The organism is Streptomyces sp. NRRL S-455 (assembly GCF_000717875.1).
Taxonomy (GTDB): domain Bacteria; phylum Actinomycetota; class Actinomycetes; order Streptomycetales; family Streptomycetaceae; genus Streptomyces.
The window spans coordinates 1-21,638 of sequence record NZ_JOCT01000002.1; the positions used below are offsets into that span (position 1 = coordinate 1).

The 21,638-nt window shown below is 68.7% G+C and carries 14 protein-coding genes and 1 pseudogene; 7 read left to right on the forward strand and 8 right to left on the reverse strand.

Going from position 1 to position 21,638, the window contains the following annotated elements; translation table 11 throughout:
• The first annotated feature begins 331 nt into the window (after positions 1–331).
• Together IE97_RS0102595 and IE97_RS0102600 are read left to right on the forward strand one after the other, a co-directional pair.
• Positions 332–2,536 carry a Helicase associated domain protein gene (locus IE97_RS0102595; protein WP_420706038.1) on the forward strand — a complete coding sequence of 735 codons (2,205 nt, stop codon included), beginning with the start codon at positions 332–334 and terminating at the stop codon, positions 2,534–2,536.
• 322 nt (positions 2,537–2,858) lie between these two features.
• A complete protein-coding gene (locus IE97_RS0102600; RefSeq protein WP_030230107.1) occupies positions 2,859–3,698 on the forward strand; it encodes a hypothetical protein in 840 nt (279 codons plus the stop codon).
• 146 nt (positions 3,699–3,844) lie between these two features.
• On the opposite strand, the gene IE97_RS0102605 is transcribed toward IE97_RS0102600, so the two are convergent.
• The 3 genes from IE97_RS0102605 to IE97_RS0102615 form a co-directional block, all read right to left on the reverse strand.
• The gene (locus IE97_RS0102605; protein WP_234310524.1) at positions 3,845–4,159 is read right to left on the reverse strand and encodes a hypothetical protein; all 315 of its coding nucleotides are present in this window, start codon (positions 4,157–4,159) and stop codon (positions 3,845–3,847) included.
• Between the two features lie 216 nt (positions 4,160–4,375).
• Positions 4,376–6,097: a hypothetical protein gene (locus tag IE97_RS0102610; protein ID WP_158708215.1), complete on the reverse strand. Its 1,722-nt coding sequence runs from the start codon at positions 6,095–6,097 to the stop codon at positions 4,376–4,378.
• A 169-nt stretch (positions 6,098–6,266) separates the two neighbouring features.
• The gene (locus IE97_RS0102615; RefSeq protein ID WP_051704812.1) at positions 6,267–7,544 is read right to left on the reverse strand and encodes a Zn-dependent hydrolase; all 1,278 of its coding nucleotides are present in this window, start codon (positions 7,542–7,544) and stop codon (positions 6,267–6,269) included.
• Positions 7,545–7,805: 261 nt separating this feature from the next.
• On the opposite strand from IE97_RS0102615, the gene IE97_RS0102620 reads away from it, so the two are divergent.
• A complete protein-coding gene (locus tag IE97_RS0102620) occupies positions 7,806–8,072 on the forward strand; it encodes a hypothetical protein (protein ID WP_158708216.1) in 267 nt (88 codons plus the stop codon).
• 142 nt (positions 8,073–8,214) lie between these two features.
• Positions 8,215–9,561 (forward strand): annotated as a pseudogene (locus IE97_RS0102625) (Helicase associated domain protein); the annotation flags it as partial.
• A gap of 227 nt (positions 9,562–9,788) precedes the next feature.
• Here the strand turns inward: IE97_RS0102625 and IE97_RS0102630 are convergent.
• The 3 genes from IE97_RS0102630 to IE97_RS0102640 all read right to left on the reverse strand — a co-directional run bounded on the left by IE97_RS0102630 (position 9,789) and on the right by IE97_RS0102640 (position 12,967).
• Complete coding sequence (locus IE97_RS0102630; protein WP_030230125.1) at positions 9,789–10,334, reverse strand: hypothetical protein; 546 nt, start codon at positions 10,332–10,334, stop codon at positions 9,789–9,791.
• A 36-nt stretch (positions 10,335–10,370) separates the two neighbouring features.
• Complete coding sequence (locus IE97_RS0102635; RefSeq protein ID WP_030230129.1) at positions 10,371–11,636, reverse strand: helix-turn-helix domain-containing protein; 1,266 nt, start codon at positions 11,634–11,636, stop codon at positions 10,371–10,373.
• 440 nt (positions 11,637–12,076) lie between these two features.
• Positions 12,077–12,967 (reverse strand): helix-turn-helix transcriptional regulator, encoded by an 891-nt coding sequence (locus IE97_RS0102640; protein WP_030230133.1) that lies wholly within the window; start codon positions 12,965–12,967, stop codon positions 12,077–12,079.
• A 243-nt stretch (positions 12,968–13,210) separates the two neighbouring features.
• Between IE97_RS0102640 and IE97_RS0102645 the strand changes: the two genes are divergently transcribed.
• Together IE97_RS0102645 and IE97_RS0102650 are read left to right on the forward strand one after the other, a co-directional pair.
• On the forward strand, positions 13,211–13,975 hold the full coding sequence (locus IE97_RS0102645) for an SDR family NAD(P)-dependent oxidoreductase (RefSeq protein WP_030230138.1): 765 nt from the start codon (positions 13,211–13,213) through the stop codon (positions 13,973–13,975).
• A 97-nt stretch (positions 13,976–14,072) separates the two neighbouring features.
• A complete protein-coding gene (locus IE97_RS0102650) occupies positions 14,073–14,918 on the forward strand; it encodes an SDR family oxidoreductase (RefSeq protein WP_030230142.1) in 846 nt (281 codons plus the stop codon).
• Positions 14,919–17,164: 2,246 nt separating this feature from the next.
• Here IE97_RS0102650 and IE97_RS0102660 read toward each other — a convergent pair.
• Together IE97_RS0102660 and IE97_RS0102665 are read right to left on the reverse strand one after the other, a co-directional pair.
• Entirely contained in the window at positions 17,165–17,401 is a 237-nt protein-coding gene (locus tag IE97_RS0102660) for a hypothetical protein (RefSeq protein ID WP_030230149.1), read from the reverse strand.
• Position 17,402: 1 nt separating this feature from the next.
• Positions 17,403–17,990, reverse strand: coding sequence for a TetR/AcrR family transcriptional regulator (locus tag IE97_RS0102665; RefSeq protein WP_030230153.1), 588 nt, complete (start codon positions 17,988–17,990; stop codon positions 17,403–17,405).
• A 248-nt stretch (positions 17,991–18,238) separates the two neighbouring features.
• Between IE97_RS0102665 and IE97_RS0102670 the strand changes: the two genes are divergently transcribed.
• Positions 18,239–21,460, forward strand: a complete 3,222-nt coding sequence (locus IE97_RS0102670; protein WP_030230157.1) for a bifunctional cytochrome P450/NADPH--P450 reductase — start codon at positions 18,239–18,241, stop codon at positions 21,458–21,460.
• The last annotated feature ends 178 nt before the right edge of the window (positions 21,461–21,638 follow it).

Here is a 21,638-nt window from a genome sequence, read left to right on the forward strand (position 1 = left end):
TCCGGCTGCCCGGCCCGAGGGTAGAGCTGGGTGACCTCGCGCGCCATACCGATCAGGCCCCGGAAAGACTGCCTCGACATCGACGGGAAGGGGAGCCAGCGGCCGGGGCGGCTGGTGGCCTGAGCGGTGTCCTGCTGCGTGCGCCTGACAGCATGGCGTCTCCTGCTGCCGGTGGTCGTAGCGCCGCCGACCCCAGCCCCCGCCCCGACTCCCGTTGCACCCCGTTCAGCCCGTCGGCGATGGCCCGCCACATGCCGACGCTATCCGGGAGTTCGTATGCCCAGAGCCCGTCCTATGACGGCACTCCGAACATGACGAACACGTACGGCACGTGGACTACCAGATCGGCAACATGTCATACACGACGGCATTCGGTAAAACGGACGAGGCACACGGCACCGCCGGTGATCTTGGTCGACCGTGGGCGGCGATCCACGACAACGCCCGCATCCCTGCCGACTTCCGGCTGTACCTCACCGCGACCCCGCGCATCCTCGCCTCGCCCCGGCCTCAGAAGGGCGCTGACGGCCAGGAGCTGGTGCTCGCGTCGATGGGCCAGGGCTCCGCCACCTACGGCCCCTGGCTGGCCGAGCTCGGGCTGAGCGAGGCGATCGAGCGGGGCATCCTCGCCGGTTTCGAGATCGACGTGGTAGAGATCCGCGACCCCTCACCCGTCCTCGGGGAATCGGAAGAGGCGCAGCGGGGCCGGCGCCTGGCCCTGCTGCAGACCGCACTTTTGGAGCACGCGGCGGCGTACAACTTGCGTACGGTCATGACCTTCCACCAGAAGGTGGACGAAGCGATGGCGTTCGCGGAGAAGATCCCGGAGACAGCCGCGCACCTGTACGTCAACGACGCCTCCGACGAGGACCTGGCGGCTGCGGACAAGCTGCCGAAGTCCTCCATCGACGCGGAGTTCTACGGGCTGGAGGCCGGCCGCCACGTACCCCCGGACCGCGTCTGGTCAGCGTGGCTGTGCGGCGACCACCTCGTCTCCGAGCGACGCGAAGTACTGCGCCAGTTCGCCAACGGCATCGACGCCTCGGGCCGGCGGGTGAACCGGGCGTTCCTTGCGAGCTGTCGCGTGCTCGGGGAAGGCGTGGACATCACCGGCGAGCGGGGGGTGGAGGCCGTCTGCTTCGCCGACACCCGCGGCTCTCAGGTAGAGATCGTCCAGAACATCGGCCGGGCGCTCCGTCTCAACCGCGACGGCTCCACCAAGGTTGCCCGCATCATCGTGCCCGTCTTCCTCCAACCCGGCGAGAACCCGACCGACATGGTCGCCAGCGCCTCGTACCGCCCCCTCGTAGCCGTTTTGCAGGGCCTGCGCTCGCATGATGAACGACTCGTTGAACAGCTCGCCTCACGCGCCCTCACCCACGGGAAGCGCAAGGTACACATCCGGCGCGACGAGGAAGGCCGGATCGTCGGGGCCAGCGGCGAGGAAGGCGAGGACCAGGAGCACGACGACGGCGCCGATGCCGCTGCCGAGTCGGCCCTGCTCCACTTCTCCAGCCCGCGCGACGCCACCACGATCGCCGCGTTCCTGCGCACCCGGGTCTACCGGCCAGAGTCCCTGGTGTGGCTGGAGGGCTACCAGGCCCTGCTGCGGTGGCGGAAGGACAACGAGATCACCGGCCTCTACGCCGTTCCCTACGACACCGAGGTCGAAGTCGGCGTCACGAAGTCGTTTCCCCTTGGGAGGTGGGTGCACCAGCAGCGGAAGGCGCTGCGGGCGGGTGAGCTGGAGCCGCGCCGCAAGGAGCTGCTGGACGCCCCGGAGGCCGGGATGGTCTGGGAGCCCGGTGAGGAGGCGTGGGAGTCCAAGCTCGCCGCGCTCCGGTCCTACCGGCGGGCCACGGGGCACCTCGCGCCGCGTCAGGACGCGGTGTGGGACGACCCGGCCGGCGGCGGCCCCGTGCCCGTCGGGCAGCACATGGCCAACCTCCGCCGCAAAGGCGCGAAGAACGGCCTGGGCAAAGACCCGAAGCGCGCCAAGCAGCGTGCGGCGCAGCTCACCGCGATCGACCCCGACTGGAACTGCCCCTGGCCACTGGACTGGCAACGCCACTACCGCATCCTCGCCGACCTCGTCGACGCCGACGGCCACCTACCCGACATCGCACCCGGCGTGCTCAAGGACGGCGACGACATCGGACGCTGGCTCCAACAGCAGCGCAAGCCGGTCACCTGGACGCAACTGTCCACCGACCAGCAGGAACGGCTGTCCACGCTGGGCATCAAGCCGCTTGAGGCGCCGTCTCCCGCCCCGGCCGCCAAGGGTGCGACAAAGGGCCCCAGCAAGGCACAGCAGGCCTTCCAGCGCGGCCTGGCGGCCCTCACACAGTGGGTGGAACGGGAAGGCTCCCACCGGCCTGTACCGCGCGGCCACGCCGAGGAGATCACGGTCGACGGCGAGACAGAGCCGGTCGTCGTGAAGCTGGGTGTATGGGTCTCGAACACCAAGAGCCGCCGCGACAAGCTCACCCAGGACCAGCTCGACGCGCTGCGAGAACTCGGCATCGACTGGGCATGACACGCCATCTGGCCAGTCGTTGGGCTGCAAGGTCAGCGGAGGGTGAGGCCCCGGGACGTGGTGTCCTGGGGCCTCCTGCCGTCGATCGGGGAAGGTAGCGAACTTGCTGTTCAGATCTGTCCATTCGGGCCATACGCGTTGGGAGGGTCTCCCCATGAACATCGTTGAGAACGTCGCGTCCGGCCTTGTCGTCGCACTGGCTGCCTGGGGCGCCCGGTGGGCCCGGCTCGAATGGCGCCGACGTCGAATCGCCCGCGCTGGACGACGTAACCCCGCTGCCCGCTGATAGGACGAGTCCACACGAGAGAAGAGCAAGAGCCGCATGGGAGTAATCGAACGGCCGGACCTGCCACCCGGTGCTCGCCGAGACCTCAACCAGGAGCTGCACACCCTGCATCGCCGGGCCGGCCTGCCCAGTGTCCGGGAACTGGCCAAGGCGGTCGCCATGAGCCCCACTGGCGTCCACAACGCGTTCCGCCTGGCCAAGGTGCCCGAACAGCGTCTGACGATGGCCATCGTCGACCGTCTGACGGTATGGGTCCGCGACTGGGGCGTGGGCATCAGCCAAGAGACCGGCATCGAGAAGACCCTCCGTCGGTTCGAACGGCTATGGCACCAGGCCAAGTACGAAGAGGAAGCACTCGTCGACCAGGGTGAGCCACCTTGCATGTCCGACACCACCCGAAGGCTCCTGTTCGCGCTCAGCCCGGAGTGCTCGATGTCCCACCCAACACGGCAGCTCCCACAGCTCCACGACATCGTCGCCCTGGAAGACCCCGCCGTGACGAAGACCCCGGCGTTCCTCCGTAAGACCGGCTTGCAGCCGGACTTCCCCAACCCTTGGCATCTGATCCATCTGTGCCGCGGCTGCCAGCGCCGCCGCGAAGCCGGTGAGCTCACCGAACCCGAACTGCGTGCGGCCCGCTTCGCTCTGGACCGGCGCCCAGGCGCTGCCCGGCACTACGCCGCGTACCTGGACCAGATGCTTCTGGGCGCCGAGGGCGTCGTCGACATGAACGTCGCCGGGCGGGCCCTCGCAATCATCAAGGCCGATCCGGAGATGGCAGCCAACCCGTACGCCCTCAACCACGGGGAAATTGTGGTCGACCGCACCTACGGTTCCCTGCAGTGGGGACACCACCCGTGCGAAGACGATCACTAGCACAGGCACCCTTCCGGGAGGCTCGTCCCGGAAGGCCGCTGCTCTGCGCCGGCACCGCACTGGTGCTCAGGAGGATGCGCTGATCATCCTATAGAGAGTCTCGAACCGGTCCGACGTCTCATCGTCGACCTGCCCGACTAGCACTATTAGAGGCGTGCCAGGACTCGCTGCAAATCGTCTCGGTCGAATGCGTGGCCGGAGGCGACCAGAGTTCGGGTGTAGGAGTCCAGAGCAGAGATGAGATCTTCCGAGAATCCCGCTACTGCGGGTAGATCCCAGGCACCGGTGAGCAGGTCATCGAGGCGGCTAGGGTCAGCCGGCAGGTGGATGTAGATTTCCCACGGCGGGACGCCTTTAAGTCTGGCCCGCTCGGAGCGTGGGAACATCCGGTTTCCCGCTCGCTCCAAGGCCCGCAGCACTGCCAGTTCCGGTGCCGCCATCATGTCCAGTGATGTCGCCATCGCAGTCGGGTCCATTCGTTCGAGTAATACCTGAGCAGTGCTCACCTCAGAGCACTGCCGACCTGCTTGATCCCGAGTTGACGCTAGGCATTGAGCCGGGGCGGACGAGCGAGTTGTGCCGGATTTTGACTCGATTGAGTCCAGACAAGTTGGACAACCGCCCTGCGACTGAGGTCGGACTGCGGGAGCTGGAGGCAGGAACCACATCTCCAGCCCTCAGCGGCGCGCGGCCGCCGGACGGATATGGCCGGAGGAGGACAGAAACGCTTCGTACAGCATGACGGTTTCCAGCGCCTTCGCAGGCGAGGGGGCGGACGCGGCCAGCATGCCCCAGCGACCGGGCACGGCGCTGATGACCTCGCTATAGCACCCCGGTGCCAGGGGAGGTTTCGGCAGGGTGCGCAGCAGTGCCAGGTCGCTGGAGGGTTCGGGGCGTACCACCTTGGTCGCTGCGTGCTGGCCATGTCCTTGTGCGTGGGCGGTGTCGAGAAAGAGTCGCAGGTATTCGGCGCCGTGGGAGGAGAGGTTCGGATCCTGCAGCGCGATGATCTCGCGGTCACCGAAAGCGCCGCCCAGGCGGCCGATGGCGAAGTCGATCCCGGCCGTCACCATTTTCAGTCCTTGCTGAGAGAAGGCGGCCCGCAGTTCCTCCACCATGGTGAGCATGGCGGGGTACGCGCGAACCGACAGTCCCGCCTCGGCCCAGCTATCCGCGCTCATGAGCAAGTTGCCCTGCCAGGATGTGCCGCCGGTCAGCTGGAGGGTCACGCCCGGAGCGACGTGTCCGTTGCGTACGTGTGCGGATGGGGCCAGGGGGAGCGTCCAGCGCCCGATGGGGGCCTGGTCGTAGTGCATGAACGCTTCGAGTACCCAGGGTTCTTGCGTGTGCCGCAACTGCTCGGCGATGCGGGCTACCTCTTCGGGGCGGCCGATGTTGATGGCCGGGGAGATCCTGGCCCCCGCGCCGCCTTCGGACGGCTTCAGGCAGCCCTGGGCGAAGCCGTAGCGTGTGTTCAGCAGCCGTGCCGCTTCAATGAACCGCTGGATCACTACCGTCTCGTCCGCTGTGTCGGGATACACGGAGTAGCCCGGCACCACGGGGAACTGGACTCCCAGACGTGCGGCCATCGGGGACAGCGCTGTTTCTTCGGCGAGAAGATCAGCCGGGTCCTGGAAGGTGGCGGACACCGTCAACGCGTCGTTGACCGAGGGGTGCAGGGGGGCCTTGGTGTTCCAGAAGTCGGCCACCTCGGGGCTGTTGGCGTCGACGAGCAGTCTCTCGACACCCGCCTGCCGCTTGAGGTAGAGCAGGAGTGTCTGCACGTCGCGGTCGAGCGCGTAGAGCCGGATGAGAACATCAGGGTTGCGCCGCACGACGTCGGTCAGCTGCTGCCAGGCGGGAGCCCGGCCACCAGTCTGGTGGGCCAGGACCAGGAGCGCCTGCGAGAGGTAGTAGTACTCGATGCCGGGGACTGTGATGGTCTCGGCCCCCGCCAGCGTCGCCGCTACCTGCCAGGGGCGGGAACGGCCGACCACCACGTCTGCGGGCGAGGCAAGGCTGACCGACCGGGTCTCCACATACGTCGTCACGTCGTCTGCCGGCTGCCCCGACCGCGCGTCGGCGAGGTCGGCCTGAAGGCTGCGCAGGACCGGGGTGGCGGAGTGCAGAATCAGCGCCCGCACGGCCGTCCCGTCGCCGACATACGGCTCCAGCTCCCTGGCGGCGGCCGCTGCGATGTCATCCGGCTCCAGCCCGAGCAGGTCCCGCGCGATAGCGGCAGACTGCTGGTGCGTCAGTTCGAGCGGTCCGGTGTAAAAGCCCTGCCACCGAAACCCGGCCTCGTCCGGCGTTTTGACCACCCATTCCCCCAGAGCGCCGCTGGAACTTCTGTCAGCCGGGGGCACGTGTTCATACGTCAGTTGCTGCATGTCGGTCACTCGATTCACCTTAAGTGCGGGTCGTTGCAATGACGCCAAAAGCGCGACCGCGTACACCAAATGAGTAACTGCGCTGCCGGAGGCATTTCTTGCGGCCGGGCGTGGGCTGGTTCTGCGGGGCAGGACGCGGTGCGGGCAACGCGGACAGACCCGGCCGCGGGTAGCGCGATCACACCCGCAGTACGGTCCGCAGCAGCACTTCCGCACCGGCGACAAGGTCCTCGGGAGCGGTTCGCTCCGAGGGGACATGGCTGACACCGTCGATGCTCGGTACGAAGATCATGCCTACAGGCGTGATCGCCGCCATGATCTGCGCGTCATGTCCCGCTCCGCTCGCCAGCGTCTCGTGGGCGAGCCCGAGCTCGGCCGCGGATGCCTCGATGGCGTGGCGCAGCCTCGGGTCCGTCGGCACAGGATCAGTGCGCACGGCCGCCTCGACCGAGATCTGGACGTCCCCCCGACGTGCCAGAAGAGCCAGCTTTCTTCGCAGAGCTTCCTCGGCTTCGGCGAGCCGGCCGTAGTCGCTGTCCCGCAGATCGACGTCGAGGCGCACCACATCCGGCACGGTATTGGGCGAGTTCGGCCGGACGTCCATCCACCCCACCGTGGCCACGCGGCATAACTGCTCCGCCCCGGCCAGGGCCTTAACGGCAAGAACCGCCTGAGCCGCGACAACGAGCGGGTCTTGTCGTCCCCCCATGGGGGTGGTGCCGGCGTGTCCGGCTCTGCCCTGCATCTGCACGCGCAGCAGGGTCCGTCCCGTGATCGAGTCGACGACGCCGATGCGCCTGCCCCGCCGCTCCAATACCGGCCCCTGTTCCACATGCAGTTCCAGATAAGCGGTGCAAGAGCCGGGGGGCCACACCGCCGTAGCAAGCCGCGCCATGTCTCCGCCCGCCAGTTCCAAGGCTTGCCGCAGCGGCTTTCCGCTGCTGTCCTGCGGCTCACTCGGCAGAGCGTCCAGTTGTCCGGTGAGCACCATCGATCCCCAGAAAGGCTGAGGGAAGAGGGCGCCTTCCTCGTTGGCGAAAGCGATGGCGATGATCTCGCAGCCGGTTGCGACTCCTCCTTCGTGCAGGGTCTGCAGCACCTCTAACGCGGCGATCACGCCGTACGCGCCGTCCAGCCGGCCGCCCTGGGCAACGGTGTCGAGATGCGATCCGACAAGGACCGCAGGACGCTCGACACCGCGGTGGCCGCTCGGGCGCCGGATCAGCAGGTTGCCGCCCGCGTCGATGCGCGTCCTCAGCCCGGCGGCCGTGGCTTCCTGAACCACATAGGCCCTCGCCTGCCGATCCTCCGGGCTGAAGCCCATACGCGTCACGCCACCATCCCGGCTGCCGCCGATCGCGGCCAGGTCGTCGAGTCGGCCGAGCAGACGAGAGCCGTTGACCCGAAGATCACCAGCAGCGCCCGGGGCGAGGGCCAGACCGGGATGGTCACTCATCTCACACCTCCAGTAACTGCGGGCGACGCTTCGCAGCGTACCCACCCCTGCCTGCCGGTCAACGCCATTGCGCCACCAAGCGCAGAGCCTGCCAAGCCGGGGCGAAGACCTCATGTGACCTGCGGCTTCACCCTGTGTACTTCTCCTTTCGTCCCCTGGTGGCGAACGGCATCTGGCGCCTGATCGCCCGGCCAGACAGCACCCACAGCGCAGCCTGGACATGTCAAGGCTCCGACGCCGCCACGAGGTGTGGTGGACCACGTGAGCTGGATCCTGGAAGCCAAGCGCTCGCTCGACCAGGTACTCATCCTGCGCGGCTGGACCGCCGAGTACTGCCTGCGGCGCGTCGCCGACCGGCACAAGGCCCTCGGCTACGGCTCCCTGGGCGCCCGCAAGGACAAGGTCAGCCGCTGGACCAGCCCCGCAACCCACAGACTCCGATCGTCCGCCAGATTGGCTTGGACGTTGTTCAGCGGTCCCACCGAGACGTTCTCGACTGACCCCGCGAGACGGCACTGTCAACTTTGACGCGGCGTCAGATGACCACAAAGGCGATTTGCAATCTTCACCTCTGATTCCGCGAATGAAGCGCCGGATCGGCCTGCCGGAGGCAGGATCTGGATGGGGCTTCCCTTCTTGATCATCTGACGTTCAGTCAAAGTTGACAGTGCCCGTGCAGAACATCGGTCGCGCGCTGAGGCTCAACAAGGACGGCTCCACCAAGGTGGCCAGGATCATCGTGCCGGTGTTCCTCGAGCCCGGCGAGGACCCGCAGGACATGGTCGCCTCCGCCTCGTTCCGCCCCCTTGTAGCGGTCCTCCAAGGACTCCGCAGTCATGATGAACGACTCGTCGAGCAGCTCGCCTCCCGTGCTCTCTCCAGCGGGAAGCGCAAGGTCCACGTCCGGCGTGACGAGGACGGGCGGATCGTCGGGGTTGGCGGCGAGGGTGACGGCGAGGACCAGGAGGACGACACGCAGGCCGCTGCCGAGGCGGCGCTACTGCACTTCTCCAGCCCGCGCGACGCCGCGACCATCGCGGCGTTCCTGCGTACCCGGGTCTACCGGCCGGAGTCGCTGGTGTGGCTGGAGGGCTATCAAGCCCTGCTGCGCTGGCGGAAGGAGAACGAGATCACCGGCCTCTACGCCGTGCCCTACGACGTCGAGGTGGAAGTGGGGGTCACGAAGGATTTTCCGCTTGGGCGCTGGGTCCACCAGCAGCGGAAGGCGCTGCGGGCAGGTGAACTGGAGGAGCGGCGCAAGACCCTGTTGGACGCGCCGGAGGCCGGGATGGTGTGGGAGCCGGGCGAGGAGGCGTGGGAGAACAAGCTCGCCGCGCTCCGGTCCTACCGGCGGGCCATGGGGCACCTCGCTCCGCGTCAGGACGCGGTGTGGGGCGAGGGCGAGGCGATGGTGCCGGTCGGGCAGCATCTCGCGAATCTGCGCCGGAAGGGCGGCCTGGGCAAGGACCCGGAGCGGGCGGCGGAGCGCGCGAAGCAGCTGGCCGCGATCGACCCGGACTGGGACTGCCCGTGGCCGCTGGACTGGCAACGCCACTACCGCGTCCTCGCGGACCTGGTCGACGCCGACGGCAGCCTGCCCGACATCGCACCCGGCGTGCTGATGGACGGCGACGACATCGGCAAGTGGCTCCAGCGGCACAAGAATCCGGGCACCTGGGCGCAGCTGTCGAGCGAGCAGCAGGAGCGGCTGTCCACGCTGGGCGTCAAGCCGCTTGAGGCGCCGTCTCCCGCCCCGGCCGCCAAGGGTGCGACGAAGGGCCCGAGCAAGGCGCAGCAGGCCTTCCAGCGGGGCCTGGCGGCCCTCACGCAGTGGGTGGAGCGGGAGGGCCAGCGGCCGGTGCCGAGGGGTCACAGCGAAGAGATCGCGGTCGACGGCGAGGCGGAGCCGGTGGCTGTGAAACTGGGTGTGTGGGTCTCGAACACCAAATCGAGGCGCGACAAGCTCGCCCAGGACCAGCTGGCCGCGCTGCGGGAACTGGGCGTGGAGTGGGCGTGACGCTCCCGTCGGCGGGTCGTTGAACCGCTCGGACATCCCAGAGCACAGAGAGACCCCGGGCCGCAGATGCCCGGGGTCTCGTACTGTCCCGCCGCAAAGGCGAGGGCCGCTCTCGCGGCACGGGTCAGCGCCGTTCGACGGGCTGTCCCGGGGTGGCCGCCCTGTTGCGTGCGGGCTTGCCTTCGTTCCTCTTCTCCGTGCCCACAAGAGCCGGGTTGGCGAGGGAGTCAGTGAGGCTGGGCGGAGGCGGGGGCGGAGGAGGAGGTGGGGGTGGGTTCCCCTGGTTCTGTGTGTCTGTCATGGCCGCCAGTGTGCAGCACGAGACTGACAGTGGAGAGGACGATCCCGGCGGCGACAGCGGCCAGGGCGACCGTCCATCGCTTCGTCTTCCGCTGATGCAGGCGGGCGTTCTTCTCGAACATCCCCACCCGAGTTCCGGCCAGAGCCCCCAGCGTCGCGCCCTTCTCTGAGCGTGCGTAGGTGTCCAGGACTTCCCGCGGCTTGATGTCCTCGTACTCGGCGAGGTTGAAGACCGAGATGCCGAAGCCGACGGCCACCGCGTACGCCGCGAACACCGCAGTGCCGGTGAATGGTTCGAAGCTCCGGGAGGCCAGGAACTGGGCGGCTGTGGCCGCGAAGCCCACCAGGAAGATAGCCTTCGTGTCCACCTTCGCGCCCGACTCCGCCTGCCGCGCCAGACGCGCCGCCAGTTCGCTGTTGATCAGCTCCAGGGTCTCTTTCTGGTCCTCGACCTCCTGCGGCGTCATCGTCATGTCCTGAGCGTATGAAACGCCGAGCGTCCTCTTCGGCTACAGCCCGAACTGGCTCATCAGGTCCGTACACAGTTCGTCAGCGCTGCTGCGTCCTTCGTCATCCGCCGCCGCAGGGGAAAGCACGGTGTGCGCGGGTTGGGGATGGTAAGGCCTGCGGGCGTACGGCGGCTCCGTCTCCGCCCCGTCTCCCCAGGTCGAGGTGAGCGGCATCATGGCCCTGGGTTTGTCCGGGGAGATGATCAGCGCAGTCAGTTGCAGGGTGCTGTCCAGGCGCAACTTTCGCTGGTGCTCCTGCGCGGTGGCGATGAAGTCGTAGCAGCATGCCGTCACCAAGCGCTCGGATACCCGGAGGACGTCGTCTTGTCCTGGGAGCTCCGCCCCCGCATCACGGATGAAGGACAGGTTGGCGGCCATCACCACGGTGCCGTCGTAGTGCAGCTCGGTGATGATCTCCCGGTTCATGGGTGACTGGAGGTTGTTGCACACCCAGCGGCGCAGACCGGGGCGCGGGTTGAGCCGGATGTCCGGCCCCATCCCGACCAGGGGGCCTGGCACCAGCTCTCTCGCGTGCAGAACGCGGGCTCGCGTCTTGGCGGCCTCCAGGACCTCCCGTGCGTCATCCCGGCTCATCGTGTAAGCACCGCGAGGCAGGGGCCGCTGGGGCCGGGAGACCGCGATGAACCATGCCGAGGGCGTGTAGGCGTGCGCGGTGATGGTCTGGGTCGTGAGGTCGATGTGGCGTTGGATTTCTTCCTCTGCCCGGCCGACGCGGGCGAAGCGGTCGCGGTAGGCGCGCTCGATCTGGTGCTCTGCCATCCAGGCGGTGTGGTCGTTGTCCCGGTAGGGGACGACGGCCGCCTGCTGTTCCTTGTCGCGTGCTGCGCCGCCGTAGACGAAGTGGGGTGCCATCTCGCTGGCCGGCACATCGACGACCAGGACGGTCTTCGTCCCGTCGGTCAGCTCGAATATGTCCAGGTCCGGCAGGTAGGGCTGGACGTGGTTTCGGATCCACTGGGCGTACTGCTGTCGGTTGACCTGCTCGGGGTCGATGCCCGTCAGGGCGGTCGTCTTGTCCTGGACGCCGAAGATGATCAGCCCGCCACGGGTGTTGGCCATGGCGGCGACGTCCTTGGCGAACTCGTTCCACCGGCCGTCCCGGGGCGGCTGGGGAAGCATCTCCTTCCAGTCCAGGTCGTCGGACTCCTCCAGGTTGTCCGCCGCGGCCTGGCGGACCATGTCGAAGGTGAGAGGTCCGGGCGGGCATCCGAGGTGTTCGTGGAGTCTTGTCCATGTGCGTGCCATGCGCGGCAGCGTAGAGGGCGTATCGAGCCCTGTCAGAGACGCTTCCCTCTTGCGATGGCGGGCGGTGATTAACACTCCAGGAAACCGATGGCTCACCGTGAACAGGAGAGCCCCCGTACTCACTCGGAACATCGGGCGTCGCTGCTGTCTGGCGGCCTCCCGGACTCGGTAAGGGGCGAGAACCGTTTCCGCCGACGTCGGAGGGCGTTGTGGCTTTGTTCACGAGAACGAGCAGCAGATGTTCACTACTTCGGGAGGCAGGAAGGCTGGTGACTGTTCGAATCCTCCTGCTGGTGCGAGAGCGTCGAGGTGAGTTCGCTGACTACGGCCTCGGGGAACATCGGTCCAGCGGCGGTTATCAATGAGAACGATCATGCGGAACCTCGCCGGGCCGACGTCCCGCTGGGGTTCGGTGCCGTTGCGTGGCGGGAGCTCTCGGGTCAGCCAGCCGGGTTGTGTGTCTCTTCGGGAGCCTGCGGCCGGGAGGCGGAGGTGCCGGTCCAGCTGGCGAGGAGGGCCAGGGCTTCGGCGGAGGGGGAGGCGGGTTCGGGGGTGTAGATGGTGAGGGTCTGTTCGGGGTCGCCTTCGACGGCCAGGACCAGGTAGTCGAGGGTGAGGTCGCCGACGAGCGGGTGGTGGAGGCGTTTGGTGCCGGTGGTGTGGGCTTGGACGTCGTGGTCGGCCCACATGCGGCGGAAGGTGTCGCTGTGGAGGGACAGTTCCCCGATCAGCTCGGTGAGCTGCGGGTCGTCGGGGTGGCGTCCGGCGTACAGGCGCAGCATGGCCAGGCAGTCGCCGGCGACCCGCTCCCAGTCTGCGTACAGCGCGCGGGCGGCCTCGTCGAGGAAGACGTAGCGGGCGAAGTTGCGTTCGCGGCGGGGTCGGGCTTCGAAGTCGGTGTAGAGGGCGTGGGCGGGCCGGTTGGCGGCCAGGACGTCCGTGCGCCGCCCTTGGACCACCGCGGGGACGCTGAGGGAGTCCAGGGTGCGGTAGAGGACCGGGTGGACCCGTTGGGGGGCGAGGGGGCGCTTGCGGCGGGCCCGGGTGGCGGCGGTGGGCTGGGCGAGGTCGAAGAGATGGGCGCGTTCGGCCTCGTCCAGGTGCAGGGCGCGGGCGACGGCCTCCAGGACGGTTTCGGAGACGCCCTGGGTGCGGCCCCGTTCCAGGCGGACGTAGTAGTCGACGCTGACTCCGGCGAGCTGGGCGACTTCCTCGCGGCGCAGCCCCGGCACGCGGCGGGGGCCGCCGTGCGGGGCGAGGCCGGCCTGTTCGGGGGTGATCCGGGCCCGGCGGGTGCGCAGGAACTCGCGGATCTCGCTGCTGCGGTCCATGGGTCCACGGTACGGCGGTACCTGGCAGGTCAGCGTGCTGAAGGGGGTACTGGCAGACCCCTGGAAGAGCGGTGCCCTTTACGGCGGCCCACGGAGCGTTCGTGGGTGGTTGCCTGGATAGCGGGCCCGGTGCACGGCACTGATCATTCGAGAAGTACGCGCCGTGACGGCTGTCGGAGATCGTCGCTGCCGCTGCCCGCCGTGTGCCCTTACGCCGTACGTCTGGAGAAGAGGACACCCCCCATGGGTTCGAAACTGACCGGCACCGTCGCTCTCGTCACCGGCGCGAGCAGCGGTATCGGTGCTGCCACCGCCCGTCGGCTCGCCGAGCACGGGGCCTCGGTGGCGCTTGTGGCCCGCCGCAAGGACCGCCTGGGAGTTCTTGCCGCTGAGATCGAGCTGGCCGGTGGCACCGCTGCGGTGGTGGCGGCGGACATCACCGACCGCCTCCAGGCCGAGGACGCCGTACAGCAGGTCGTCGACCGGTTCGGACGGCTGGACACCCTGGTCAACAATGCCGGCCTGATGCTTCTGGGGCCCGTCGTCGACGCGGATGCCGAGGAGTGGGACCGCATGATCGCCGTCAACGTCCAGGGTCTGCTCTACACCACCCGCGCCGCCCTGCCGCACCTGCTGAAGGCCGCCGAACAGGACCCGCGCCAGGTCGCCGACATCGTCAACATCGGCTCGTACGCGGGCCGGGTGGCGAGCCGGGGCTTCGGTGTCTACAACGTCACCAAGTTCGGGGTGCACGCCTTCACCGAGTCCCTGCGCCAGGAAGTCACCGAGCGCCACGTGCGCGTCGGTGTTCTGGAGCCGGGCGCCGTGGAGAGCGAACTGGGCACGCACAACAAGCCCAAAGTCCGCGGTGAACTGATCGACCCCTACTTCGAGGGGACCGAGGTCCTGGCCGCCGAGGACATCGCCGACGGCGTCGCCTACATGGTCACCCGTCCCCGCCACGCCGCCGTCGGCGAGCTGTGGATCATGCCCACCGAACAGGCGTGAGCACCTCCACCACCGACCCGCCACAGCCTGGCCAACGCAACCCGCCAACTTCCCCAACCCGCCGGGTGCCGCACGGGGCACCTGAGAAGGATCCCTCATGAGCAAGGTCATTTTCGTCACCGGTGCCGGACGCGGTCTCGGCACGGACATCGTCCGCCAGGCCCTCGCGGCCGGCCACCAGGTCGTCGCCACCGGCCGTCGCCCCGAGGAGGTAGAGAAGACCCTGGGCGGCCCGCGGGACAACCTGCTGGTCACCAAGCTGGACGTCACCAGCCTGGACGACGCGCACGCGGCCGCTCAGGCTGCGGTTGACCGCTTCGGCCGCATCGACGTCCTGATCAACAACGCCGGGAACTTCTTCGCCGGCTACTTCGAAGAGGTCTCCCCGGAGCACATGCGGCAGCAGATCGAGACCAACCTCTTCGGCCCGATGAACGTTACCCGCGCCGTCCTGCCCGTCATGCGCAGCCAGCGCGACGGCCACGTCATCACGATCTCCTCGCTCGCCGGTCAGGTCGGCACGGAGTTCACCTCCGCCTACGCCGCGTCCAAGTTCGCCGTCGAAGGCTGGATGGAAGCCCTGCACCACGACATCGCCCCGTACAACATCCGCACCACCATCGTCGAGCCCGGCTACTTCCGCACCGAGCTGCTCGTGGACGCCTCCACCACCTGGCCCGAGCCGACCATCGACGACTACGCCGAGCGCACCACCGCCACGGTCGCAGCCTGGAAGAGCATCAACGGCCAGCAGCCCGGCGACCCCGCCAAGCTCGCCCACGCCCTGCTGACCCTTGCCGGCCAGGACCAGCCGCCGCTGCGCTTCGTCGCCGGCGCCGACGCCATCGAGGGCGTCACCGCCAAGGCCCAGGAACTCCTCGCCCAGGCCGAAGCCTCCCGCGAACTGGGCGGCAACCTCGCACACGACGACACCAACGCCTGACACCACCCCACGCACCGGGCAGGACAACCAACCCGCCCGGTGCGCGAAGAAGACGCGGTCACAGTCAGCTGACCCGTCCCCGGGCGCGGTCGCCAGTGGTCCCCGGCGCGCTGGTACGGGTCGCCTCTCCCTGGGTGGCGGCCCGTACTGCTGCGCTCGTGTTCCGCGGGTCCAGAGGGTCGGCCCTCCGCTGCGCCATTCGTTCAGTAGGCCCTCGCCCAGATCGATGTCATCGGGGTTCAGGCTGGCCCTGTGCAGATACACCAGGTGATCACCGGAGCCGAAGGCACGGCCGAGAATCGCGCCGTCGACATGGACCCGGCGTCCGCCCTCGGCTCGGGTGGCTGGGCTCGTTCGAATCTCGACGGCCTCCAGGTGCCTCCCAATCTCGTGAACAATCGCTGCTCAACGTCGTGAACAAAGCCACTGCAGTAAGGGCTGAGCGCCGCCCGGCGCTGAACGGCACGTCAGCATCTGCCAGGTGTCCCCTGTGGCGTGCAATGTCTGTGCGGTCATCACAGGCACCTCCTTGGGCCGGGCCCGGGCGTATGCCTGGGTTCGGGCCCTCTCTCGACCGCTTCCAGAGCAGCTTGCAGCGAGATCACGAATCCGGTGCCGGGGATGTAAGCCTGCGGTCCCTTGTCGGCCGAGGCTGCCTCGGTCAGGAGGCGCCTCGCGAGTGCCGGCGACCGCAGTAGCTGCAGGATGCCTCTTCCCTCCGAGTCTCCGAGGGAAGCATAGTCGACAAATGTGGAACACGTAGGACAGGCGGGAACGTGCCCTTCGATCCGACGCCATGTTTCCCAACGCGTGTCGTCCTCCTCCAGCCTGCGCGCCCCACCTCCCCGCCGACGCGGGGGTGTTCCGTAGCCCGCGCCGTGGCCAGTACGCGGTCCTCCCCGCCGACGCGGGGGTGTTCCGATCAGCTGTGTGGGGCGGATCGTCGGCTGGTCGCCCTCCTTGCGGTCGCGGGGGTGTTCCGCCACAGTCGTACGGGCAGCCGCGGCTGCCGACGTCCCCCTCGCCTACGCGGGGGTGATCCGTCCCGGCAGGTGCGCTGCAGGGTCGCGCCGTCGTCCTCCCGCCGACACTGGGGTGTGCCGCCCTTCAACGGCGGCACGATTCTGGACGACGTGTCCTCCCAGCGTCGCGGGGGTGCTCCGATGATCACCATTGACAGTATCCGGGTGCGCGCGTCCTCCCCGCCGTCGCGGTGGGGGGTTCGGTGAGGTCGGGGGCGCCCAGAACAGGGAGGGCGGTCCTCCCCGCCGTCTCGGGGTGTTCCGCACGAGGAGATTCGCGCGATGCTCGGTGCCCGGGTCCTCCCCGCCGTCGCGGGGGTGTTCCGGAATTCAGCATCCGGGCCGTGGACGGCTCCGAGTCCTCCCCGCCGTCGCGGGGGTGTTCCGTCGTGTTCATCGTCGGTCCGCTCCTCGTCCTGGGCCTCCCTGCCGACGCGGGGGTGTTCCGCAGCCCCCACAGGCCGAGCACAACCTCAGGCAGTCCTCCCCGTCGACGCGAGGGTGTTCCGTCTCCGTCGAGGGTCCTCGAAAGCCTGGGCCAGTCCTCCCTGCCGACGCGGGGGTGTTCCGAGGTCGAGGACGGCGGGCCATGCCCACGCTCGGTCCTCCCCGCCGACGCGGGGGTGTTCCGAAAGGGCCTCCTCCCGCCCGAAGGCGAGAGGAGTCCTCCCCGCCGAGGCGGGGGTGTTCCGGTTTCGAGCTCGCGCTCGAGCCACGCGGCTCGGTCATCCCTGCCGACGTGGGGGTGTTCCGCCGATGAGGACGCCGAAGTGGTCGAGGACTCCGTCCTCCCCGCCCAAGGGGATGTTCCGAGCGGTGAGCCCGGCACCGGACGCAAGATCCGGACCTTGCCAGCCGACGCGGGGGACGGGCGGTCGCGAGTTCAGCGGGCAGGCCTGCGGAGCCTGTGGCCCGATATGCTGGAGGCGGAGTTCCTCTTCGTGAGGGTCTTTGGTTGGCCGGTGCCCTTGCCACCCGCTCTGCGGATTGGGCACCGGTCCGCTCCCATTTGAGGCCTCGCCCTCGCCGAGCGCCCGCAGCCAGCGTCTGTCAGCACGGCTCGGCCAGCACCAGGTGCGCGCAACCGGCAAACCATGCTAAGCCTCGTCCGCGCGGTGGGAAGCCAGACCGAGTAGTCGGGCAGATGGGGATGAGGGGCCGGCCCTGTTGGGGGTCGGCCCTCCTGCTGGCCGTCAACTCCCATGGGATCTTGTGCCGACGTGTTCAGCGTTTCGCGGTGTCCAGCTGCTCGGGGATGGTCTGCCTGTGCTCACGGTCGGCTCCTCTGGTGTCCGGGGAGGTGTACGGGCCGGGCGTGGAGCGGCTGGGGCGGCTGTCCCAGATGGAGGGGCGGTCTTCCGCGGCAAGGAGGTAGTTGATGTGGCGGGCGAACTCGTGTCCGGGTAGGGGGAGCTCGTCCGGCGGGGTGTCGGCATGTGGCCGGTTCAGCCACGGAGTCACCTCAGGCCATGGCCACGACGGCCGAGACCAAAGCCTGTAGGCAGACCCTTTCGGCCTCCTCGTCCGGCAGCGAGAGGTGCTGCATCGTCAGTCCGTCGAAGCCCGCGAGGAAGAACCTCGCGATCGTCTCGGCGGGCTGGGCCAGTTGGTGGCCGGTGCGTTCGGCGGCGTCGCTGATCAGTTTTGCCGTCACTGCCGAGATCCCGCTGTAGTGGCTGTGCAGTGCCTCCCTCAGACGAGGCGTGCGCAAGGCGAACATGGTCAGCTCGGTGAGGAGCTGATGTGACGCGGGCTGCTGCAGCACGGTGTCCCAAAGGGCCTCGGCGAGCGTGACGATGGTCTCCTCGAAGCTCGCGTCCGTGGGTGCGGTCTGCTCCACCTGGGCGACCAGGTCCTCGGTGAGCTGCTCCATGACGGCACGGTAGAGGTCTTCCTTCGTGCCGAACGTGTAGTGCACGGTCGCCTGTGCCACACCCAGCTCCGCGGCGATGGCGCGGGTGCTGCCGGCGGCGACACCTTCCCTGGTCATCAGGTCGATGGCCGCCTTGATCAGTTGTGGGCGGCGCTCCGCCGCGGAAACGTGAGCCATTCCTGCATCCTATGCGACTCAGTCTAGTGAACAGGTCACTCGACAATATCGCTGCTGCGGCAGGGGTGTCTTGGGTGCGAGGTGCAGAGGCGTTTGCCCGACTCTTGTCCCCGCCGGACGTCTTCAGGCCTCCGATCGTTCCGTCAATCGACTATGTCGACCAACACAATCGAGCGACCTTGTCGGATGACAAGGTCGCTCGTATGGTTCTGGCCAGCGACAGCCTGCGCCGAACGAAAGGCAAGCCCGTGACCCACGAGACCCCGCGCGGAACCGAGCCGATCCCCCAGCGTCCCGCCCTGCCTTTGGTCGGCCACGCCTTTGACATCCCCGGTGGCGCCGACGGCCTGCTCCACGTGATGAAGGAGGCCAAGGAGCTGGGGCCGCTGTTCAAGCTCCGCATCTTCGGCACCGAGATCAACTTCGCCTCCGGCCTCGACCTCGTCACCGAGCTGGCGGACGAGAGCCGGTTCCGCAAGAACGTGCACCCCGACCTCGTCATCCTCCGGGAGATCGGCGGCGACGGACTCTTCACCGCGTTCAACGACGAGCCCAACTGGCGCAAGGCGCACGACGTCCTGATGCCCGCGTTCTCCCTCGGCGCCATGCGCGGCTACCACTCGACGATGCTCAAGGTCGCCCGTGAACTGATCGGCAAGTGGGACCGGTCCGCCGGCACGGAGACCGTGGACGTCGCCGACGACATGACACGGCTGACCTTCGACACGATCGGTCTGTGCGGCTTCGGCTACGACTTCGAGTCCTTCAGCCGCGAGGAGCCCCACCCCTTCGTCACCGCCCTGTCCAGGGCGCTCGGCTTCGCCCAGGCCAAGGGGGCGTCCATCCCCGGCACCGAGCTGTTCAAGTGGAGGCAGGCCGAGCAGTTCCGCGCCGACGTGACCCTGATGAAGGACCTGGTCGACGACGTGATCCGAGAGCGCCGGGCCTCCGGTGACCAGAGCACCGACGACCTGCTCGGGCGGATGCTGCACACCCAAGACGCCGTCACGGGCGAGCGCCTGGACGACGTCAACATCCGCTACCAGGCGATCACGTTCCTCATCGCCGGCCACGAGACCACCAGCGGTGCCCTGTCCTTCGCCCTGTACTACCTGACCAAGCACCCTGAGGTGCTCGCACGCGCTCAGGCCGAGGTCGACGCGCTGTGGGGCGACTCGGACGCGCCCGAGCCGGCATACGGGGACATCGGCAAGCTGACGTACATCCGCCAGGTGCTCAACGAAGGCCTGCGCCTGTGGCCGACGGCCCCCGCGTACGCCGTGGAGCCGCTTGAGGACACCGTCATCGGCGGGAAGTACGCCGTGCGCAAGGGCGAGTCGATCCAGGTGCTCATCCCGCAGCTGCACCGGGACCCCGCCTGGGGCGAGAACGTCGAGCTGTTCGACCCCGACCGGTTCCTGCCCGAGCGGGAGGAGGAGCGGCCGGTTCACCTGTTCAAGCCGTTCGGCAGCGGCGAACGCGCCTGCATCGGCCGCCAGTTCGCGCTGCACGAGGCGACTTTGGTCCTCGCGCTGGTGATCCACCGCTACCGCCTGATCGACCACACCAACTACCAGCTGAAGATCAAGCAGTCGCTCACTCTCAAGCCCGACGAGTTCACCTTGAACCTGGCCCGGCGCACCAGCGGGGAGCGACGCCTGCCCACTTCCGCGGCCGTCGCCGCGAGCAGCGCTCCCGCCGACCGGGACCGGCCCGCCGTCCGGCGTGCCACCGGAACCGCGCTGACCCTCCTGCACGGCTCCAACCTGGGCACCTGCGCGGGCATCGCGCACGACTTGGCGGCGGAGGGCGACGAGCGCGGCTTCGCCCCGTCCGTCGCCTCCCTCAACGACGCCGTGGACAAACTCACCACCGATGCCGGCCCGGTGGTGATCGTGGCCGCTTCCTACAACGGCAGGCCCACCGACGACGCCACGGATTTCGTCGCATGGCTGGAGGGTCTGGAGCCCGGCGCCCTCGACGGCCTCCAGTACGCCGTACTCGGCGTCGGCGACCGCAACTGGGCCGCCACCTACCAGCGCGTCCCCACTCTCATCGACGAGCGGCTCACCGCCGCGGGCGCCACCTCACTCCTTGAGCGCGGCGCCGCGGACGCCGCCGGCGACTTCGCCAGCACCGTGGACCGCTGGACCGGCGACCTGTGGACCACCCTGCTGGAGCGGTACGGAGCCGTCGGAGAAGCACAGGAGGCCGAGCCGGCCGCCGACCAGGAGAGCGGACTGTACGAGCTGGAGGACGCGACCGACTCGGTCATCGGCGGGCTCGCGGCACGGCACGGCGTGCAGCCGATGGAGGTGCTCGACGCGTACGAACTCGTCGACGTGAACCACGAGTTGGGCCGCTCCAAGCGATTTCTGAGGCTGCGGCTGCCAGACGGCGTCACCTACCGCACCGGCGACCACCTGGCCGTCCTCCCCAGCAACCCGGACACCCTCGTCCAGCGGGTGGCCGACCGCTTCGGCCTCGACCTGGACCGTACGGTCCGGCTGCGCGCCCGTCGCCGTAGCCGCAACGCCCTGCCCGTCGACCGGCCGCTGACCGTGCGCCGCCTGCTGACCGACTTCGTGGAACTGCAGGATGCCGCCACCCAGGAACAGGTCGCCGTGCTCGCCGAGCACACCGCCTGCCCGCCCGAGAAGCGGCCCTTGGCCGAACTCGCGGCGGCGGATGTGGAGACCTTCGGGGAGCAGGTGACCGCCGCCGGACGCAGCGTCCTGGACCTGCTGGAGCGCTACCGCGCCTGCGAACTGCCCTTCGAACGCTTCCTGGAGCTGCTGCCCGTCCTGCGCCCGCGCCACTACTCCATCTCCTCGTCCACCGAAGCGGCACCCGGCGAGGTGGACCTGATGGTGTCGCTGCTCGCGGCGCCCCACCGTGGCGGCGAGGGCACGTTCCACGGCATCGCCTCACACTATCTCCAGACCGTGAAGGCGGGCGACAGCGTGCAGGCCAGGGTGCTGCCCTGCAGTGAGGCCTTCCGCCTGCCGCAGGACGAGTCGGTGCCGGTGATCCTGGTCAGCGCGGGCACCGGTCTGGCGCCCTTCCGCGGCGCGGTCCTCGACCGTCACCACACCCGGTCGACCGGAACGCTGCTGTGCTACTTCGGCTGCGACCACCCCGACGTCGACTACCTCCACCGTACGGAGTTCGAGGCGGCCGAGGCAGCCGGTGCTGTCAGCATGCGGCCCACCTTCTCCTGCGCTCCTGAGGACGGGGCGCGCTTCGTCCAGGACCGCATCGCGAAGGAGAGTGACGAGGTCTGGGCGGTACTGGAGGCCGGCGGACGCGTCTACATCTGCGGAGACGGCCGTCGCATGGCGCCGGCGGTGCGGGAGGCGTTCATGGCGATCTACCGCAAGTTCACGGGCGCGGGCGACGACGAGGCCACCGCCTGGCTTGCCGCCCTGATCGAGTCGGGCCACTACGTGGAAGACGTCTGGGCCGGCTGACTGCCCGCATCGCGGTGGCCGACACCCACCGCACCGAACCCCCGATCGACGGGCACCACCGACGTCCGACACGTCCGTGGCCCGTGCCCCCGAAACGCGGCTCCTGCCCCCTGACTCGTGAGGCTCTCATGCTTGTTGCACACTCGGCGCACCGCCGAGGAACGCCGGTAGGCCCCAA

Excerpts from the sequence above, each read along its gene's own strand:
- IE97_RS0102640 (WP_030230133.1), bottom strand. The coding sequence starts at position 12,967 with ATGGACCGCAGCAGCGAGATCCGCGAGTTCCTGCGCACCCGCCGGGCC.
- IE97_RS0102645 (WP_030230138.1), top strand. The coding sequence starts at position 13,211 with ATGGGTTCGAAACTGACCGGCACCGTCGCTCTCGTCACCGGCGCGAGC.
- IE97_RS0102665 (WP_030230153.1), bottom strand. The coding sequence starts at position 17,990 with ATGGCTCACGTTTCCGCGGCGGAGCGCCGCCCACAACTGATCAAGGCG.
- IE97_RS0102635 (WP_030230129.1), bottom strand. The coding sequence starts at position 11,636 with ATGGCACGCACATGGACAAGACTCCACGAACACCTCGGATGCCCGCCC.
- IE97_RS0102630 (WP_030230125.1), bottom strand. The coding sequence starts at position 10,334 with ATGACGATGACGCCGCAGGAGGTCGAGGACCAGAAAGAGACCCTGGAG.
- IE97_RS0102615 (WP_051704812.1), bottom strand. The coding sequence starts at position 7,544 with ATGAGTGACCATCCCGGTCTGGCCCTCGCCCCGGGCGCTGCTGGTGAT.
- IE97_RS0102605 (WP_234310524.1), bottom strand. The coding sequence starts at position 4,159 with ATGGCGACATCACTGGACATGATGGCGGCACCGGAACTGGCAGTGCTG.
- IE97_RS0102650 (WP_030230142.1), top strand. The coding sequence starts at position 14,073 with ATGAGCAAGGTCATTTTCGTCACCGGTGCCGGACGCGGTCTCGGCACG.
- IE97_RS0102600 (WP_030230107.1), top strand. The coding sequence starts at position 2,859 with ATGGGAGTAATCGAACGGCCGGACCTGCCACCCGGTGCTCGCCGAGAC.